Source organism: Longilinea arvoryzae (assembly GCF_001050235.1).
Taxonomy (GTDB): Bacteria; Chloroflexota; Anaerolineae; order Anaerolineales; family Anaerolineaceae; genus Longilinea; species Longilinea arvoryzae.
Genome location: NZ_DF967972.1, coordinates 3,949,449 through 3,967,754, shown reverse-complemented (window position 1 = coordinate 3,967,754; position 18,306 = coordinate 3,949,449). Strand labels below are relative to the sequence as shown.

Annotated in this window: 22 protein-coding genes; 15 read left to right on the top strand and 7 right to left on the bottom strand. The window is 61.1% G+C overall.

What is annotated here, in order from left to right; genetic code table 11:
* Window positions 1-261: 261 nt before the first annotated feature.
* From argC to LARV_RS17765, 7 genes are all read right to left on the bottom strand, one after another.
* Window positions 262-1,299, bottom strand: a complete 1,038-nt coding sequence (argC, locus tag LARV_RS17795; RefSeq protein WP_075074906.1) for an N-acetyl-gamma-glutamyl-phosphate reductase — start codon at window positions 1,297-1,299, stop codon at window positions 262-264.
* Between the two features lie 39 nt (window positions 1,300-1,338).
* Window positions 1,339-2,211, bottom strand: coding sequence for a lysine biosynthesis protein LysX (lysX, locus tag LARV_RS17790; RefSeq protein WP_075074905.1), 873 nt, complete (start codon window positions 2,209-2,211; stop codon window positions 1,339-1,341).
* 51 nt (window positions 2,212-2,262) lie between these two features.
* Complete coding sequence (lysW, locus tag LARV_RS17785; protein ID WP_075074904.1) at window positions 2,263-2,433, bottom strand: lysine biosynthesis protein LysW; 171 nt, start codon at window positions 2,431-2,433, stop codon at window positions 2,263-2,265.
* Window positions 2,430-3,818, bottom strand: coding sequence for an argininosuccinate lyase (gene argH, locus LARV_RS17780; RefSeq protein WP_075074903.1), 1,389 nt, complete (start codon window positions 3,816-3,818; stop codon window positions 2,430-2,432). The genes lysW and argH overlap by 4 nt, the downstream gene beginning before the upstream one ends.
* A 24-nt stretch (window positions 3,819-3,842) precedes the next feature.
* Window positions 3,843-5,114, bottom strand: coding sequence for an argininosuccinate synthase (locus LARV_RS17775; RefSeq protein WP_083522681.1), 1,272 nt, complete (start codon window positions 5,112-5,114; stop codon window positions 3,843-3,845).
* Window positions 5,115-5,429: 315 nt separating this feature from the next.
* Window positions 5,430-7,355, bottom strand: a complete 1,926-nt coding sequence (locus tag LARV_RS17770) for a DUF5671 domain-containing protein (RefSeq protein WP_075074902.1) — start codon at window positions 7,353-7,355, stop codon at window positions 5,430-5,432.
* A gap of 12 nt (window positions 7,356-7,367) precedes the next feature.
* Window positions 7,368-7,877, bottom strand: coding sequence for a nuclear transport factor 2 family protein (locus LARV_RS17765; RefSeq protein ID WP_075074901.1), 510 nt, complete (start codon window positions 7,875-7,877; stop codon window positions 7,368-7,370).
* Window positions 7,878-8,115: 238 nt separating this feature from the next.
* Here LARV_RS17765 and rpiB point away from each other — a divergent pair, with 238 nt between their 5' ends.
* From rpiB to LARV_RS17690, 15 genes are all read left to right on the top strand, one after another.
* Window positions 8,116-8,715 carry a ribose 5-phosphate isomerase B gene (gene rpiB, locus LARV_RS17760; protein ID WP_201785940.1) on the top strand — a complete coding sequence of 200 codons (600 nt, stop codon included), beginning with the start codon at window positions 8,116-8,118 and terminating at the stop codon, window positions 8,713-8,715.
* A 236-nt stretch (window positions 8,716-8,951) separates the two neighbouring features.
* Window positions 8,952-9,650, top strand: a complete 699-nt coding sequence (deoC, locus tag LARV_RS17755) for a deoxyribose-phosphate aldolase (protein ID WP_075075295.1) — start codon at window positions 8,952-8,954, stop codon at window positions 9,648-9,650.
* Between the two features lie 10 nt (window positions 9,651-9,660).
* On the top strand, window positions 9,661-9,951 hold the full coding sequence (locus tag LARV_RS17750; RefSeq protein WP_075074900.1) for a EutN/CcmL family microcompartment protein: 291 nt from the start codon (window positions 9,661-9,663) through the stop codon (window positions 9,949-9,951).
* 24 nt (window positions 9,952-9,975) lie between these two features.
* Window positions 9,976-11,436 carry an aldehyde dehydrogenase family protein gene (locus tag LARV_RS17745; protein WP_201785939.1) on the top strand — a complete coding sequence of 487 codons (1,461 nt, stop codon included), beginning with the start codon at window positions 9,976-9,978 and terminating at the stop codon, window positions 11,434-11,436.
* Between the two features lie 37 nt (window positions 11,437-11,473).
* Entirely contained in the window at window positions 11,474-11,791 is a 318-nt protein-coding gene (gene eutM, locus LARV_RS17740; protein WP_075074898.1) for an ethanolamine utilization microcompartment protein EutM, read from the top strand.
* A 32-nt stretch (window positions 11,792-11,823) separates the two neighbouring features.
* Entirely contained in the window at window positions 11,824-12,453 is a 630-nt protein-coding gene (locus LARV_RS17735) for a hypothetical protein (protein ID WP_075074897.1), read from the top strand.
* A gap of 35 nt (window positions 12,454-12,488) precedes the next feature.
* On the top strand, window positions 12,489-12,908 hold the full coding sequence (locus tag LARV_RS17730; RefSeq protein ID WP_075074896.1) for a hypothetical protein: 420 nt from the start codon (window positions 12,489-12,491) through the stop codon (window positions 12,906-12,908).
* Between the two features lie 3 nt (window positions 12,909-12,911).
* Entirely contained in the window at window positions 12,912-13,232 is a 321-nt protein-coding gene (locus LARV_RS17725; protein WP_075074895.1) for a EutN/CcmL family microcompartment protein, read from the top strand.
* A gap of 9 nt (window positions 13,233-13,241) precedes the next feature.
* Window positions 13,242-13,538 carry a EutN/CcmL family microcompartment protein gene (locus tag LARV_RS17720; protein ID WP_075074894.1) on the top strand — a complete coding sequence of 99 codons (297 nt, stop codon included), beginning with the start codon at window positions 13,242-13,244 and terminating at the stop codon, window positions 13,536-13,538.
* A 14-nt stretch (window positions 13,539-13,552) separates the two neighbouring features.
* Window positions 13,553-13,813: a hypothetical protein gene (locus tag LARV_RS17715; protein ID WP_152031840.1), complete on the top strand. Its 261-nt coding sequence runs from the start codon at window positions 13,553-13,555 to the stop codon at window positions 13,811-13,813.
* A gap of 270 nt (window positions 13,814-14,083) precedes the next feature.
* A complete protein-coding gene (locus LARV_RS17710) occupies window positions 14,084-14,932 on the top strand; it encodes a DUF4129 domain-containing protein (RefSeq protein ID WP_075074892.1) in 849 nt (282 codons plus the stop codon).
* Window positions 14,929-15,516: a hypothetical protein gene (locus LARV_RS17705; protein ID WP_075074891.1), complete on the top strand. Its 588-nt coding sequence runs from the start codon at window positions 14,929-14,931 to the stop codon at window positions 15,514-15,516. The genes LARV_RS17710 and LARV_RS17705 overlap by 4 nt, the downstream gene beginning before the upstream one ends.
* Entirely contained in the window at window positions 15,503-16,465 is a 963-nt protein-coding gene (locus LARV_RS17700; RefSeq protein ID WP_075074890.1) for an AAA family ATPase, read from the top strand. The genes LARV_RS17705 and LARV_RS17700 overlap by 14 nt, the downstream gene beginning before the upstream one ends.
* On the top strand, window positions 16,462-17,715 hold the full coding sequence (locus LARV_RS17695; RefSeq protein ID WP_075074889.1) for a DUF58 domain-containing protein: 1,254 nt from the start codon (window positions 16,462-16,464) through the stop codon (window positions 17,713-17,715). Before LARV_RS17700 ends, LARV_RS17695 begins: the two co-directional genes overlap by 4 nt.
* Complete coding sequence (locus LARV_RS17690) at window positions 17,712-18,218, top strand: hypothetical protein (RefSeq protein ID WP_075074888.1); 507 nt, start codon at window positions 17,712-17,714, stop codon at window positions 18,216-18,218. The genes LARV_RS17695 and LARV_RS17690 overlap by 4 nt, the downstream gene beginning before the upstream one ends.
* Window positions 18,219-18,306 lie beyond the last annotated feature (88 nt).

The following is an 18,306-nucleotide window of genomic DNA, read 5'->3' as shown; positions in this document are numbered from 1 at the left end:
AGAAGAGGATTTAGTCTTGTAGGTTGGGTTGAGTGATGTGAACCCGGACCGGTGTTGACATTTGCCGGAACGAAACCCAACATGGGCCTGGAACGTTGGGTTTCGGGGTGAGGGCCTGGAACGTTGGGTTTCGGGGTGAGGTAAATGCTCAATAGGTATTTTCCTAACCACCCCTCAACCCAACCTACATCTTCTCTTTCAAAATTTCTTTTCCGTGTTCTCCGTACCCTTACGGGCATAATGTCTCCGTGGTGATCCCTCTTAACTCGGGTGCAGCCCGGCGAAGTCCAGCCCGGCCGACTCGTCCCAGCCCAGCATCAGGTTCAGGCACTGCACCGCAGTACCGGCGGCGCCCTTCATTAGATTATCGATGGCGCACATCGAAATGACGTGCCCGTTGCTCTCATCCAGTTCGAAGCCGATGTCGGCGTAATTCGAGCCGGCGACAATCTTGGGCTCCGGGACGCGGTAGATGCCGCGCTGTTCCTTTACCACGCGCACGAACGGATTTTCGTTGGCGACGGCGCGATACGCCTTCCACAGGTCCTTGTTGGCCACGCCGGGCTTGACTCTGGCGTGGGCGGTGGCCATGGCGCCGCGCACCAGGTCGACCGCGGTCATGGTCAGGGATACGTCGCTCAGGCCGAGTTCCTGAATGACCTCGGCGGTGTGGCGGTGGCCATAGGCTGAAAAAGTGCGGATGACGTTGGCGCGCTCGGCGTGATTGGAGCCGGCGTTGCCCTCGGCACCCGATTCCGACGAACCGACCTTGATCTCGATGATCACCGGCGCGTCGAGGTCGATCAGACCGGCCTTCACCAGCGGCAGCAGCGCCAGGTTGCTGGCGGTTGCGTTGCAGCCCACCCCGCTGATGTAATTGGCCGCGGCCATCTCGGCGCGGTGCAGTTCCGGCAGCCCGTAGACGAATTTGGCCGGCCAACCCGGCGCGGCATGCGGCTGGCCGTACCACTTTTCGTACAGGGCCATATCTTTCAGCCGGAAATCCGCCGATAGATCGATGATCTTCGGGGCCAGCGCGGCGTATTGATCGATCTTCAACTGGGCCTGGCCGTGCGGCAGGGCCAGAAAGAGCACGTCCACCGGCTCGACCTGTTCGGGATCGATGAACTTGAGCTGGGTGCGCTTGCGCAGGTTGGGGTGCACCTGGTAGACGTACTCACCCAGGTGCGAGCGCGAAGTGACCTGCCTGACCTCCACCTGGGGATGCCCCAGCAGCAGGCGCAGCAGCTCGCCGCCGCCGTAACCGGAACCGCCAATAATCGAAACACTCACCATGATTGCTTTTCTCCTTTAGCGTTCGCCTTGCGCGAACCCCGTTCAGGATTGCGGGTTCGCTTTGGCCACTTCCATCGCGTAGTTGACGATCTCACCGGCGACGTCGATGCCGCTGAGCGGCTGGAGGGTGTGGAACTCCATGGTGTGGTTGATCTCGTTGATCAGCATGCCCTTTTGGGGATGTTCCACCAGGTCCACGGCCAGCACGCCCCCGCCAACCGCCTTGGCAGCGCCCAGGCAGAGTTCTTCGATCTCAGGCGTGACCGGGCAGAGCTCACCTTCGCCGCCGCGGGCCGTGTTGGTGATCCAGTGCGCCGATTTGCGATAAATGGCCGTCAGCACGCGGTCGCCGATCACCACCGCGCGGATGTCGCGGCCGGGTTTCTCGATGTATTCCTGGATGTAAAAGACCGAATGCTGCACCGATCCCAGGGTGGCCTTGTGTTCCACCACCGCCTCGGCGGCGTCCCGGTCGTTGATCTTGGCCAGCAGGCGGCCCCACGAGCCGACCACCGGCTTGAGCACCACCGGATAACCGAAGGCTTCGATCGCATCCAGTGCGGCTTCGGGCGTGAAGGCTGTGACGCAGTGCGGCTGCGGCAGGCCGGCGCGGGCCAACATGGCGCTGGTCACCAGCTTGTCGCCGCAGATCTCGGCCACCGCGGCTGTGTTGACAGTCGGCACGCCGAAAGCGTTCAACATGCGCAGCGAGTACAAGCCGCTGGTGTAGCTGATGCTGCGTTCTATGACGGCGTCATACATGCGCCAGGGTTCCGGATGATCCAGATCGAAGGCGATCGACCGATCGTCCAGTCGTTCGTAATCGATGCCGCGTTTTTCCAGCGCCCCAAAGATCCACTTTTCTTCCACCCGCATCCGGGAAAAAATTACGCCAATTCGTAATCGTTTTTGCATCCTCAACTCCAATCCTTCCTCCGGACTTCCGCGTCGCCGCGCAGGGAGAGATTATTCTCCCCAGTCTTCCTGTTCCATGGGGGCAAGTTGGACCACCGCTGGGTTGAGGCCGGTGACTTCCAGATCGACGCCGCATTCAGGGCAGACGATAATTTCGCCAACTTCGACGTTATCGGTCAGGGTGATTTCGGCTTCGCATTCGGTACAGGTAACGGTATTCATGATTTTTCTCCTATAAGGGTTTGATTAAGAATTGATTTTGCTTTCTGGATTTGTTTTTCGACGGCGGCCGGGGAGGTGCCTCCCTCGGCGGTGCGCCGTTTGACGGCTTCCATCGGATCGAAAACGGCGTACACATCCGCCTCAAAGGGCGCAATGCTTTGCCATTCTTCCAGTTCGAGATCCTTCAGGGGAATGCCTTTCCGGGCGGCCAACTGGACGGCCTTCCCGACCGCGGCATGGGCTTCGCGGAAGGGCATGCCCTTGCGCACCAGGTAATCCGCCAGATCGGTGGCCAGCAGGGTCGGATCGATCGCCGCCAGCATTTTCTGCGGCCGAACGGTCATGGTCGCCAGCGTGGCCGCCAGCACCGGCAAGATCGCCAGCAGGGTATCGACGGCCTGGAAAACGGGGGCTTTGTCTTCCTGCAGATCCTTGTCGTAGCTTGAGGGCAGGCCCTTCAGGGTGGCCATGAACCCGGCCAGCAGCCCGATCAAGGCGCCGCTCTTGCCCCGCGCCAGTTCGAAGAGATCGGGGTTTTTCTTCTGCGGCATCAGGCTGGAGCCGGTGGAGAAGGCATCGGAGAGTTCGAAGAAGCCGAATTCGGCGCTGGTATAGAGCACCATATCTTCGGAGAGCCGGCTGAGGTGCAGACCAGCCATCGCAGCGTCGAAGAGGAATTCGGCGGCAAAGTCGCGGTCCGAAACGGCGTCCAGGCTGTTCGGCGCGGGTTCCGTGAAACCCAGCGTCGCGGCCAGCGCCTGGCGATCGATGTCGAAGGCCGTGCCGGCCAGGGCGCCGCAGCCCAGCGGCAGAATCGCGGTCCGTTCACGCAGGTCGGCCAGGCGATCCCGGTCGCGCTGCAGCGGCCAGAAGAAACTCAGCAGCCAGTGCGCCAGCGTGACCGGTTGGGCGCGCTGGAGGTGGGTGTAACCGGGCATCAACACATTCCGGCTTTGTTCGGCCAGGCTCACCAGCGTGCTTTGCAGCCCGTGCAGGGCGGCATCCAACTGCGGCAGGGTTTCCAACAGCCACAGGCGGAAGTCGGTCGCCACCTGATCGTTCCGGCTGCGCCCGGTGTGCAGCTTGCCCGCGGCCGTGCCGATGAGGTCGCCCAGTCGTCTTTCCACGGCGGTGTGGATGTCCTCATCCGATGCGCTGAAGGTAAAGGTTCCACTGGCAAATTCGGCCGCGATGGCGTTCAACCCGGTGACGATGGCCGTGTGTTCCTCGGCGCTGAGCACGCCGGCTTTTCGCAGCGCGCCCGCCCAGGCGATGCTGCCGCGCACGTCCTGCGCGGCCAGCCGCCGGTCGATGGGCAGCGAGGTATTCAGCGCCCAGGCTTTTTCATCGAGCTTGCTTGAGAAACGTCCGCCCCACAGGGTCATGGCAACTCCTTCGGGAAGTGATGCTCAGTCGCGTTTGAACTTCGAGTAATCCGGTTTGGGCATATCCAGCCCGGAGACCGGCAGACCGTTGAGCGCCCGCACCTTCAGGCTCAGGCCGAACAGGTGGATGAAGCCCTCGGCGTCGCTCTGGTCGTAGACATCTTCCTGGCCGAAGGTGGCGAAATCTTCGCGGTACAGGCTGAACGGGCTCTTGCGTCCGGCGCTGATGATGTTGCCCTTGTAGAGCTTGAGCCGCACCGTGCCGGTGACGGGTCCCTGGGTGCTGTTGACGAAGGCGTCCAGCGCCTCGTGGAGCGGCGTGAACCACAGCCCGTTGTAGGTCAGTTCGGCGTATTTGATGGCCATCATTTCCTTGTAATGCAGGGTCTGGCCGTCCAGCACCAGCGATTCGAGTTCGCGGTGGGCAAAGAGCAGGATGGTGCCGCCGGGGGTCTCGTAGACGCCGTGCGATTTCATGCCCACCAGCCGGTTCTCCACCAGGTCCGCCCGGCCGATGCCGTGTGCGCCGCCGATGGCATTGAGCACTTCGATGATCTTGGCGGGCGAGAGTTTTTCACCGTTGACGGCCACCGGGTTGCCGGTTTCGAATTCGATCTCGACGTAGACCGGTTCATCCGGGGCGCTTTCCGGCGAGGTGCTGATCTGGTACATGCTTTCTTCGGGTTCGTTCCAGGGGTCCTCGAGAATGCCGCCTTCGTGGGAGATGTGCCACAGGTTCGAGTCGCGGCTGTAGATGGATTTGATGGTGGCCGTCACCGGAACGTTGTGCTTGGCGGCATAAGCGATGGCGTCCTCGCGCGAGCGAATGTCCCATTCCCGCCATGGGGCGATGATCTTCAGGCGCGGATCGAGGGCCATCACGGTCAGTTCGAAGCGCACCTGATCGTTGCCTTTGCCGGTCGCGCCGTGCGCCACCGCATCCGCGCCGACTTCATGGGCCACTTCCACCAGGTGCTTGGCGATCAGCGGGCGGGCCACAGAGGTGCCAAGCATGTATTTGTGTTCGTACATCGCGCCGGCCTTGAGCATCGGGAAGATGTAATCGCTGGCCAGTTCTTCGCGAAGATCGTGACAGATGAGCTGGCTGGCGCCGCTGTTGATGGCCTTCTTTTCCAGTTTGGTCAGGTCCTCATCCCCCTGGCCGACGTTGCTGCAGAAACAGACCACTTCGCACCCGTAATTCTCTTTCAACCACGGAACGATCACGGACGTGTCCAGGCCACCCGAGTAGGCGAGGACGACTTTCTTGACAGACGGTTTTGGTTTGGAAATCATGGTTACTCCTTTTGGATAAACTCTCCGGCGAATAATGGGTTACCCCGGAAATTTATAAAAAAAGCAGCTCTCCGAAAAGGAGGGCTGCTTGGGTGGACTTGCGGTAAAAGTACGGTGCGGCGACGCTTATGCGGACATCCATAGCCAAAACTCCCAACCTTTTCGGGGAGAGGTGGGATGCGGACGACGGGAGCGGGGCATGACAAGATGTCTATACATATTGGGCGCAATTCTAAATACCGGACGTGAAATTGTCAATACTCGAAAAGAGTAATCTAGGGAAATGCAACGAAAAATCCTGTTTTGCAACTTTTCTCAGCGGAAAACGGTGCTCAACAGCAGCGACGCCAGCAGGATCAATACTTCCACGCCGAAAAGGGCGCCGAAAATGTAGCCGGCCATCACCCACGGGCTGGACGAAGGCGCGGCGCGCAGCGGCAGTCCCTCGGCGCGCAGGCGTACGGCATGCGCGGTTTGCTCGGCCCACTCGCGCAGCGAACGCTCGCCGCTGCCGACCCATGCCCAGCCGTCCGCGGATGCCGGCAGCACCAGACGCTCGCCCTGGAAGCCATCCAGCCAGGCACGCAGATCGGGAGATGGGTGGATGGCCAGCGATGCCGGCAGGACAACCGCCTGAAAAGCCGCCTGTTCCACCCCGGCCATCCCTTGAGCCAGGTTATGGACGGTCACGGGAATGTGCGGAGCCTGTCTGTGCAGGGCGGTTTGAACCGCGCCGAGGAACTCCTCCTCGGTTGCCAGCACCAGCACGCCAAACTGGCTCTGGCGCAGGGCCAGCGCCTCGGAAGCGGCCCGTCCATCGGCGCGCAGGCTAACCCAGTGGTAGGCCAGAAAGACCAGGAAGATCACCAGATAGGCGAGGTTCGTCAATGACTCGGTGCGTAGAGTCGCATTGGCGTTGCCGAACCAGACCTTGAACAGCGGCGACAGCACGCCCCAGGCGCTGACCATCGAGCCGATCACCCCGGCGAACAGGGCCAGGTAGAGATAGGCTTTGCGGATGGGCGAGCGGCGGGCGCGGTCTCCATCGTCGCCCGGCAGCGCGGCTTCGACCGCCATCGGGCGCCAGGCGATCAACCAGAGCGGCAGGCCGACCGCCAGCACCGCCAGGGCGTTGGCCAGGCGTCCTGATTGAGCGATATGCACAGCGGGGGACTGCATCATCTCACCGACCAGATAACCGCTTAGCAAAATCAACCCCGAAACCAGCGTGCCGATGCCGAAAGCGGACAGAATGTAATTATAAAGTCGGCGAAGCTCGGCCCGGCGGTTCGTAGCCGGGACCGTTGCAATCTGGCGTTGCAAAATACTGCCGTAATAAGCCCAAACGCCGCCCAGAGGTAACGCCAGTGAAAACGGCTGGCGAATATTGGATAGCGTTTGAGTCCAGTTCATGGACGCACCCAACAATTTGTTCAACACTCCAGCCAGCACCAACCCGGCGCTGGTCAGCACCGTGCCCACGCCGGCCAGCGAGAGGATGAAAAGAACCACCCAACGCAGCAGCGAATCGCGTTCCCCGGACTCGTCCAGGGCGGCCTGCATGCTGCGCCAGGTCAGCAGCCAGATCGGCAGCCCGGCGACCAGCAAGGTAACCGCGTTGGCGACCGTCACGCCCCGGGCGGGAATGATATCGCTCCCGGGTGTGAGAATATAAGTGACCAGCATCTGCACGCCCAGAATGGTCAGTCCCAGGCCGTAGAGCAGCCACACCGCCCGATACAGGCGGCGCACCTCGTTCGATACCGGAAGGACTTCGGGTTGGCGCCGGTCGCGCAGCAGAACGCTGAACAGGTAGACGGCTGCCAGCGCGTTGATCAGGAGGGCGATCCCGTTGTCCCATGGGTCTTGATTGCTGCCCACCAGGCGCCCGGCCACCGGAAGCCTGAATAGAATCAGCAGCAGACGGTTCACCAGTGCCATGCCGCTCTGCACGGCGGGAATGAGCGTTCCGGCCAGGGCCGCATAGAAAAAGACGCCGCGGGTGCGGTCGAGGCGTTCTTCCACGTCCCGGGCGGCGCTGCGCTGCGCCATGCCCCAGTGCAGCAGAAAGACCGGCACGCCCACCAGGGTCAATGCCAGCGAGCCGGCCAGATCGCTGGCCGTGCCGCCGATCTGACGCAGGTGAACGGTGGTTCGCGCCAGCCCGATGACGCCCCAAACGATCACCCCCAGGCTGACGAATGACACCAGATACACATAAATTCGACGGATGGTTCGCATATCGGCCTCCGATTATTCTTCCGGCACGGGCGCAGGTTCGAACTTGTTGGTATATCCCCCGAACCAACTGTAATCGCCATACGGATATGGCATGCTGGCGATCTTCCATTTCCCCTTTTCACGCACCAGGGCCACCGTCTGGATATCGCGGTACGGCGTTTCGAATACCCCGCCCGAATTATGGATGAGCGTGATGGTGATCACAACCGTATCCTCGCCGGGTGCCTGGGTATCCCCGATTTCCACCCCGGTTTGAAGGATACTGGTTTGCATCTCGGTCATCGCGCTCTGGAAGGCTGCGCGGGTGGGTTTGCCCTTCGTGGTGTCGGAGAGATAAGAATACGCCCGGTCGAAATCCTGCTTTTGCGCGGCGAGAAAGTAATTGCGCAGCACGCCTTCCGGGGTGCTTTCATCGCCGTACGCCTGCTGAACACCGCCGCGCGCCAAAAACAACCCAACCGCCAGCACGACCAGCAGGCCGATGCCGATCAATAGAAAGAGGAGAAAGCGATCCGTTTTCATGGGGGCTCCCAATGATCAAGGGTTCTGATTCCAGTCTAGGTATTTTACGACCGAAATACAAGCAAATCGGGGGACACTTGACCTGCGATTTGCTTTCCGGACGCGTTGGATTTTGACTGCGCAGGGTTTCGAGTGATCGCAATGATCAACATCGTTGATCTACTTGATTAATTAGATAGAAAAGTCGATAATATTGTCAATGATTTAACATCTTTCCTTTGAATCCATGGAGTCGAAGGTGAGCGATCCGGCGGATGACGAAGTTCATCAGATAGTCCAGCGGGTGCTTAAGCGCTACGCGGGGCTTTCGAATCAAAGCCCGGCTGCATCCGCCGGCGCCTCGACGCCTGTAACCCTTCCCCAGACCGATCCGAATCCAACTCTCCGCAAGGTGATCGCGATTGGCGCCGACCACGGCGGTTTCGAACTCAAAGAGATCCTCAAGCCCGAGCTGACCGCATTGGGCTATGATTACATCGACGTGGGCACCAACACCAAGGACGCGGTCGATTATCCCGATTTCGCGCATGAGGTCGCCAAACTGGTCAGCAGCGGCAAGGCCTGGCGCGGGGTCATGATCGACGGCGCCGGCATCGGGAGCTGCATCGTCGCCAACAAGGTGCCGGGCGTGCGCGCCGGCATGGCCTACGACTATTCCTCCGCGCTGAACAGCCGGGAACACAACGACACCAACCTGCTCACCCTGGGCGCCGGGTTGATCGGCGTCGCCCTGGCCAAACAGATTCTCAAAGTCTGGCTTTCGACCCCCTTCGGCGGCGAGCGTCACCAGCGCCGCGTGAACAAGATTACCGCTGTCGAAAAGCTTTATACGAAGTAGAGGCCACGATGGACCCTGACTTGAAGACGGTCGAGCAACTGGTCGAGATCATCACCCGCGAAGTGTTGGTTGCCATGGTCGAGCAGAAAGCGCGGGCCGCACTTCCACAGGGCCAGCAGTGCAAGCTGAATTGTGCCGAGGGACTGTGCGTCAAAACCTGCTTCGACCGGGCGGGGATGGTGGTGAGCGCCGGCGCTGAACGGCTTTCGTCCACCCTGGGCGGCGTCCCGCACGACCTGAACCTGGCGGGCCTGATCGATCATACGTTGCTGAAGCCGGATGCCACGCCCGACCAGATCGCCCAGTTGTGTTTCGAAGCCCGCAAGTACGGCTTCGCATCCGTATGCGTCAACCCGACCTGGGTTCCCTTATGCGCGCAGTTGCTGCAGGGCTCACAGGCCAAAGTCTGTACTGTGATCGGTTTCCCGCTCGGCGCGACCGCCTCTGCGGTGAAAGTTTTCGAGACCCAAAACGCCATCGATCACGGCGCAACCGAGATCGACATGGTGCTCAACATCGGCGCGTTGAAGGCGCGCGACCTGGACCTGGTGGCCAAAGATATCCGCGGGGTGGTAAACGCGGCCCACTCCCGTGGCCCGATCGTGAAGGTCATCCTTGAAACCGTCCTGTTGACGGATGAGGAGAAGACGATTGCCTGCCTGATTGCCAAGGAGGCCGGCGCTGATTTCGTCAAGACCTCCACCGGTTTCTCCAGCGGCGGCGCGACCGTGCATGATGTGGCCCTGATGCGGCGTGTGGTCGGCCCCGAGATGGGCGTCAAGGCCTCGGGCGGGGTGCGAACTTTCGAGGACGCCGAAAAGATGGTCCAGGCCGGGGCCACGCGAATCGGCGCCAGCGCCGGCGTCAAAATCATCCAGGGCCCCGCTGAAAAACCGGCCGCGCCATCAACCGCTGCGCCGGCTAAAACGTACTGAGGGGAATCTTATGCTGATTGCCAGAGTGATCGGAACGACGGTGTCCACCATCAAGGACGAAAAACTGCTCGGGCGCAAGCTGCTCATCGTTCGCCAGACCGACGAACGCGGCAGCCCGGTGGGGAAACCCTACGTCGCTGTGGATACCGTGGACGCCGGCATCGGGGACCTGGTTTTGACCTGCGCGGGCTCCTCGGCGCGCCAGACGGCCATCACCAAAGATACCCCGGTTGACGCGGTCATCATGTCGATCATCGATTCGCTGGAAGTGGACGGCGAAGTGGTTTTTCGCAAGACCTGATTCGACCTGTGAAGGGACCTGAACTTGGATCCAGACCTGTCTTCCATTCAAGAAGCGCGCGATACCGTCGTCCGAGCCTATGAGGCCTGGAAGGCGTGGAGCCGTGTCTCGCAGGCGGACGTGGACCGGGTGTGCGCGGCCATGGCCGAAGCCGGTTATCAGGCCTCCGAACGCGTGGGGCGCCTGGCCCAGGAAGAGACAGGCTATGGCGTAGCGGCCCATAAGAAACTGAAAAATGAATTCGGCTCGCGGGTGGTCTGGCAGAGCATCCGCGACCAGAAGACAGTCGGCGTCATCCGGCACGACCCGGATCGCCGCCTGTACGAGATCGCCTGGCCAATGGGCGTGATTGCCGCCCTGGTGCCCTCCACCAACCCGACTTCGACCGCCTTCTTCAAGGCTTTGATCGCGGTCAAAGCGCGCAACGCGATCATCTTTTCGCCGCATCCTTCCGCAAAACGCTGCATCTACGAGGCAGTCCAGGCCATGGCGCTGGCGGCTGAGAACGCCGGTGCGCCCAAAGGGCTGATCAATTGCCTGCAGCAGGTTTCCCTGCCGGGCACGCAGGAATTGATGTCGCACAAGTACACGGCCCTGATTCTGGCGACCGGCGGAACGGCCATGGTCAAAGCCGCGCATTCGGCCGGCAAGCCGGCTTACGGCGTCGGCCCGGGCAACGTGCCCGTTTACGTGGACCGTTCGGCGGATATCGAGAAGGCCGCGCGCTACATCGTGGCCTCCAAGGCCTTCGATTACTCGACCATATGCGCCACCGAGCAATCCGTCATCGCCGACCGGCCGGTGGCGAGCCGGCTGGCCGAGCTCATGCGCGCGGAAGGCGCCTATTTTACCAACCCGCAGGAAACGGACGCCCTGCGCCGGGCGCTCTTCCATCCGGACGGCAGCATGAACACGGCCGTGGTCGGCAAATCAGCCAGCTATGTGGCGGTGTACGCGGGTTTTCACGTGCCGCTGGAGACGCGCGTCCTGGTGGCGCCGCTGCTGAAGGTCGGGCGGGCCGAGCCGCTCTCGCACGAGAAACTGACCACGGTGCTGGGCTGGTACGAAGTGGACGGCTGGGAACAGGGCTGCGAGACCTCGATTGCTTTGATCCAGGCCGGTGGGCGCGGGCATACCCAGATTATTCATGCCAATGACGAGCGCGTCATCATGGCCTTCGGGCTGGAAAAACCCGTATTCCGCATCCTGGTCAACTCCATGGGCACGCTCGGCGCCATCGGCTTTACGACCGGGCTGATGCCTTCGATGACGCTGGGCTCGGGTGGCGTGGGCGGATCGATCACCGGCGACAACATCACCGCCTATCACCTGATCAACATCAAGCGCCTGGCGTATGAGACCCTGTCGCCGCCGCCCGAAGCGTTTTCAGCAGGTGAAATTCCGGCCGGCCCCGCGCCCGAGGAAATCGAGCGCGTCGTCCAGCAGGTGATTCATGATTTGTTGGAAAGTAAAACCTCCTATTGACCGTATCTGATTCCCAAACCGCAAAGGAAGGAACAAAATGGCTCAAGACACCTCTTTGATAGCACTTGGAATGGTCGAAACGCACGGGCTGGTGGCCGCGATCGAAGCCGCCGATGCGATGGTCAAGGCGGCCAACGTTACCCTGATTGGCTCCGAGTACGTGGGCGGCGGCCTGGTAACCGTCATGGTGCGGGGGGATGTGGGCGCCGTCAAGGCCGCCACCGATGCCGGCGCAGCCGCGGCCAAGCGGGTCGGTGAGATCGTTTCGGTGCATGTCATCCCGCGCCCGCACAATGACGTGGAAATGATCCTGCCCAAGCAGACCAAGGGGAGCATCGGCGGAAGAAACGCATAACCTCGATCACAATCCAGTGAAGAAAGAAACCCATGGCTGAAGTCTTTTCTTTACGCTGCTACTGTTATCTGGATCGGATGCAGCCCCAGTACGCCGCCTTTGTGGGCACGGTCACGCAGGGCGACCTGCCGACCGAGGGTATGGCAGCGCTGTACGTCGAGATGTCACCCGGCAACGAGGTCTTCCGGGTGCTGGATATCGCCGTCAAGGCGACCGAAGCCCGGCCGGGCGCGCAGATCGTCGAACGTGAGTTCGGCATGTTCGAGGTGCATTCGCCCAACCAGGCGGCCGTGCAGGAAGCCGGCCGGGTTGTATTGGAGCGGTTGGGATTGAACATCGAGGACCGCATCCGCCCGCAGGTGGTTTCGACGCAGGTGATCACGCACATCGATCCCTACCAGTCCCAACTGCTGAACCGTTTCCGGCGCGGCAGCATCCTGGTGCCCGGTGAAACCATGCTGGTCCTGGAATGCGCGCCGGCTGCCTATATCAACTATGCCTGCAACGAAGCCGAAAAGACGGCCAGCATCAAGCTCATCCATGTCTCTTCGGTGGGGCGCTTCGGCCGGATGTGGTTGTCAGGGAGCGAGGCCGAGATCCAGACCGCCAGGGATGCCGCAACCCGCGCCCTGGAGAGCCTGCATGGCCGGGAAGGCGGCTGAGCGAGGATCGACGGGAGGTAGGATAGGAGCGATCAATGCCCAAAGAGTTTCTTACAGAACGCGATATCGAGGACATGGTGAAACGCGGCATCCTGTCGCTCGAACTCAACGATCAGGTCGTGCTGACCGATCTGGCCTACGAGAAGGCCAACCGGCTGGGCATGCGGCTGGTGCGTGACCGGCCCGATGCCCCACCGGCCGCGCCGGTGCGGCCCTACATCGCCCAACAATTCGCCCGCCCGGCGACGCCCGCGGTTTCGCCGGCTTCGCCCCCGGCGTTCGCTGCTCCGGTTACGGCTGGCGCAGCTCAGACGGTCCCACCAGCTCAGGCGGATGGCGAAGCGGTTCATGATCGCATTCGCAACGCCGTGATCGCGCGCTTGGGCAGCCAGGTCGACGCGAACCTGGTGGATGTGATCATCACGCGCGTGCTCCAAAATACAGGAGTCAAATAAGGGATGCTGTTCGGAAGAGTGACAGGGACGGCGGTTTGCACGCTGAAATATCCGGGCACCGAAGGCCTGAAGCTGTTGATCGTCCAGCCGCTCGATCGCAAGCTCAGGCCGCTGGGCGCATATCAGGTGGCCGCGGACGTGGTGGATGCCGGCATTGGCGATCTGTGCGTCATGGTCCGCTCGCGCGAGGCCTCGCTGGCGCTGCCGGCCGTCAAATTCGTCCCGGTCGACCTGGCCCTGGTGGGAGTGGTGGACGAGTTGATCGTCCGCCCTGACGAGGGCTTCGATTTCACCCTGAAACGCGGTAATAACCGTTTTACCTGAGAGATAACGATGATTTTGGGCAAAGTGGTTGGGACAGTCGTGACCACCATCGGTCACCGCGATTATAAAACCCGGCGGCTGCTGGTGGTGCAGCCGCTGGGTTTGGCCGGTGAATCCCCCGAGGATGACTTCATCGCGCTGGACAACAGCCAGGCCGGCATCGGCGACACGGTGTTGGTGAACCGGGAAGGGAACGGCGCCCGTCAGGTGCTCAGGAACCCGGACGCCTGCGTCATTTCGGTCATCGTCGGCATTGTCGATTCGGCCTATATCGAAATCGAGGAAGCGGGTCAGCCCGTGCATTGAAAAAGGAGACGAACGTGAGCGATCATCGAGATTCCAGGAAGTCCCGCGCGGTATCGATCAATCTGGGTGACACCGAAGGACGGATCGAGGAAATTCCGGCGGTGCAGGAGGAACCACAAAAGGTGCGCTTCTCGTGCTGGGAACAGGGGCGTTTACTATCCCAACCCCTGGAATTGACCGAAAAAGAACTCCTGAATTTGTTGAAGGTCGCCATCCGGGTTGGCATCCTCTCGCCGGATTTCATCAAGGAGTTATCTTCCGAGTTTGAAATTTAATGACCGGATCGGGAAAGCCGCCGGCGTTGGCAGGATTCCCCAGGCGCAATTTTGAGTAAATGTAAAAAATGGATGTCAAAACCTGGCCTTTTGGTGCGTTAAAAACTGTCCCAGGACTCTGTTTTCATCCTATATAATTACTTATTCACAAACCTGGCGCACAGCCTGTCTTTACACGCGCGCCATCATCCCATTTCAATGCTGATATCTCTCCTGTCTTCTTTTCGATGTACAGGAAAGTGAGGAATTCGTACGAAGCGGCAGCCTTCCTTGATTTATCTCGCTCTGGCGGTTGTCGGCCTGATCCTCCTGGCTGGCAGCCTGGATCACCTGCGGTTCCAGGAAGGAACCCACATGCCCGTCGGCGGAGAGATCTCCTCGCCGGCCGCGGGCGGTCAGCCCATCGATCCCACGGTCGAGGAATTCGTGATTCCCTGGGCTTTGAAGGGGCTGATCTCGCTGGGGATTCTGGTGGTGGTGATCAACATCCTGATCGCCATCGTCAAGAACACATCCCTCAAGCAACTGCTCGCCCGGGCCGGCATTCTGCTGGCTTTGATTGCAATGGGTTACCTTTTGAGCCGCCTGGATGTCAGCCTGCCGGTGAATGAAAATTCTGTCACCCTCAGTCCGGTATCGACGGACGCCGGGGCGGGTTACGAATTCACAGCCTTGGGCGACCCACCCACCGGCTGGTTTCAGGTGGTCAAGGTCCTGCTGATCGTGACCGGCTGCCTGATGGGCGCCTGGTTGATCTTCAAATCCATCCGCGTTTCGCAGCCGGAGGACGCGCTGGCGCTGGAGGTCGGCGCCGCCCTGAAGGCCATCGAGGATGGAGCCGATTTCAGGGATGTGATTCTGAACGCCTACCTGCGAATGCTGCGCATCGTCAAAGAGGAACAGGGCATCGAGCGCGAAGAATCGGTCACTCCGCGCGAATTCGAAGCCTTGCTCACGGCTCGTGGCATCCCGCAGGAGCCGATTTTACAAATCACGCGCCTGTTCGAGAAGGCGCGTTACGGCAACAAGGCCCCGGAACCCGAGGATGAGCAGGCGGCCGTGCGCTGCCTGACGGCCATCCGCGAATCCTGCCTGGCGGCCCATGCGAGGGCAACGTGAAGCTTCGCTGGCGCTTTCTGATTGCCTTCCTGATCATCGCCGGGCTCATCGGCGGGTCGCTCGTCTTTCCTTCGATTGCCCTCAACGCCTTTATCAACCCGATCACCCGCGGGCTGTGGATGCTCTTCAGGTTGGTGGGCATGGTCGATCAGCAAGTCTACTGGGGACTGTTGGCGATCGTTGTTTTTGCGTTCAGCCTGCTGATCCTCCCCAGGGGTTCCGACCCATCCTCAGTACCGTTCACACCGGCGCCGCCCAGGCCGAAGGATGCCGTCGACGAATGGGAGCACTTGCTCGAAGGCGCCTCGAAATCCGGCGAAAATCGCAGGGCGCTGCAGTACCGGCTCAATTCCCTGAACCGTAAAGCCGACGAATTGGTCACGAACCGCGGCGTCGATGAATTCGTCCTCGAACCCAAGGCTGTCCAGGGACGCGGCGCAGCCGTTCGCCGCTGGCTTGGGGTGAAAAAACTGCGCCGGCATTTTGTTTACGCTGAAATCCTGGAGCCATTTCTGGCTGAAATCGAAATCCTTTTGGAGGTCCGTAATGATGATGTCTCCGACGAAAACCATGAGCATCGATGATGTAGCCGGCAGGACCGGATGCATCCTCGATGAAGTCGAAAAAGCGGTCATCGGCAAGCGCGATGTGCTGACCCGCATGATGGCGGCTTTTCTGTCCTCCGGCGGGCACATTCTGCTCGAGGATTATCCCGGCCTGGCCAAGACGCTGATTGCCAACAGTTTCGCCACCGCCCTGGGGCTGGATTTCAAGCGCATCCAGTTTACCCCCGACCTGCTGCCCGGGGATATCACCGGCGGTTTCATCCTCGACACCCGCCAGAATCAGTTCGTACTGCGCAAAGGACCGCTTTTCACGAATATCCTCCTGGCGGATGAGATCAACCGCGCTTCGCCGAAGACGCAGTCTGCCCTGCTGGAGGCCATGCAGGAATATCAGGTCTCGTTGGAAGGTGAAAGCCTGAAGCTGCCGTTTCCGTTCATCGTGATCGCCACCCAGAACCCGATCGAATACGAGGGCACCTTCCCGCTTCCGGAGGCCCAACTCGACCGCTTCATGATCCGGCTGTCGGTAGGTTATCCGTGCAACGAAGATGAGCAGCAAATCCTGGCCCGGAGAGCCGAGCGCAAGGAGGACGCAGTTGCCCTGCAGGCCGTCGTCAACCCGGAAGAATTCCTGGCGATGCGGGCGGCGGTCGAGGACGTCTTCGTGAACCCGGATATTCAAAATTACATCGTCCAGGTGACTGCGAAGACCCGCAAGCACCGCCAGATCGAACTGGGCGCCAGCCCGCGCGGTTCGCTGGCCCTGCTGAAGCTCGCCCGCGCCTGGGCGGCCATTCATAACCGGGATTACGTGATCCCGGATGACGTCAAGACCTTCATGCTGCCCGTGCTGGGTCACCGCATCCTGCTGGATCCGAACTTGTGGAATCGCAAAAACGCGGTGAATGAAGTCATCGATGGCATCGCCGCTTCGGTGCCGGTTCCGGTCACCTCGCCGGCCAAATGAACTCCAAGTCCAACCTGGTCCTGCTCGTCTTGATCGCACTCCTGCTGGGGGCGTTGATCAGCCGAAACGGCGCGCTGGCGCTCATGGCGCTGCCGTTCCTGGTCTATCTGGGCGTGGGGCGGCTGACCAGCCCGGAAAATCCACACCTGGTTGCGCGACGGTCGCCGGATCAGGCGCGCTGCAGCGGGCAGGAACCCATCCCTATGACCCTGAAGCTCGAAAACCAGGGCCAGGCGATCCCACGATTGCGGTTCGTGGAACCGATGCAGGAGAAGATGACCCTGGTCAACGGGATCATCGATCGCTGCGTGTATTTGCCCGGCGGACAGTCGTTGGAGCTGGGTTATACCTTTCAGGCTTCGCGCGGGCGGTATTCCTGGCAAGCCGTCGAGGTTGTGGCGAGCGACCCGTTCGGATTGTTCGAAAAAACCGTCCAACTGCCGGCTGCGGCGCAGGTGGTGGTTCTGCCTGCCGAATCCTCGATCGTGCAACTGCCGCTGCATGCGCAGCATACCCTGCACGCCCCAGGCTCCAATTTCTCGCGCCAGCCGGGAACGGGTGTGGATTTTTGGGGCGTGCGCGAATATTCCCCGGGTGATTCCCTGCGCTGGATCGATTGGCAGCGGGTGGCGCGTCACCCGGGCAAGTTGTTCTCGAAGGAGTTCGAGCGCGAGGAAATGGCGGATATCGGCCTGCTCCTGGATGCCCGGGCGATTTCCAACCTGAAGATCGGATCCAAAAGCCTGTTCGAATATTCCGTCGAGGCGACCGCCGCACTGGCTCGCGCGTACATCCGGGCCGGCAACCGCGTCTCCCTGCTCATCTTTGGGGGCAGCATGCGTTACGTCTACCCGGGGACGGGCAAGGTCCATCTGAACCGGATTCTGGACCAACTGGCGGCCTGCACGGGCGATGGCGACGAAACCTTCAACACACTTCGTTATATGCCAATTCGCATGTTTCCGAGCCGTTCGCTGATGGTTCTGATCAGTCCCCTGCAGGCCAAAGATCTGGAATCGTTGACGCGCATGCGTTCGGAAGGCTACCAGGTGGTTGTGCTGGCCCCGGATCCGGTCCGGTTTTCGGCGCTGGAGCGGCGGCGCAGCGAGGTTACGCCCTACGCGGTTCGCGCCGCCCGACTGGAACGGGCCGCGCTGTTTTGGAAAATTCGTCGGCTGGGCGTACAGGTCATGGATTGGCCGGTCGACCGGCCGTTTATTCGCATGCGATATCGGGAACACCGGCCATGAAGAAACCGGAACGCAATCTGCCCTTTTGGCTCTCACTCGTCGCGGCGCTGGCGCTGCTGGCGGTCGGCGCCGCAACAGCGCGGAACTGGGTCTATGCGCTGTCCATCTTACCGATTGCGATATTGGATGGACTGTCGCGCCGGTTCGGCTGGAGCTGGTGCCCGGCGGCCCTGCTTCTGGCGTATATTGCCCTGGCTGCCGGCGGGTTGTTCATTGGAATTTCTCCCGCGTTGGGGATTGCCGGGGCGGCGGCCGCCCTGTTTCACTGGGAGTTGAGCGAACCGCTCGCCAAAGGTTCCCGCGCTGACGAGTTCCCCCTGGCAGGATTGTTTTACCGGCAGCGTCTGCGTTACCTGGGCATCAGCACCGCAATGGGTTTGCTCCTGGCTGAATTGGGCCTGGTCCTGCGCGTCGATCTGCCGTTTGCGGGTGCCATTCTGGCCGCGGTGATCCTGCTCTTCAGCATCTATCGGTTGTTCCTCTTGCGACCCAAAAAGCCGTAAACCGATCGGTTGTATCGCGAATCAAACGGCGCCGGATCAGGTTCACCGGCGCTATTTTTAATGAGAATCGCGTGATGAATGGCCTGAT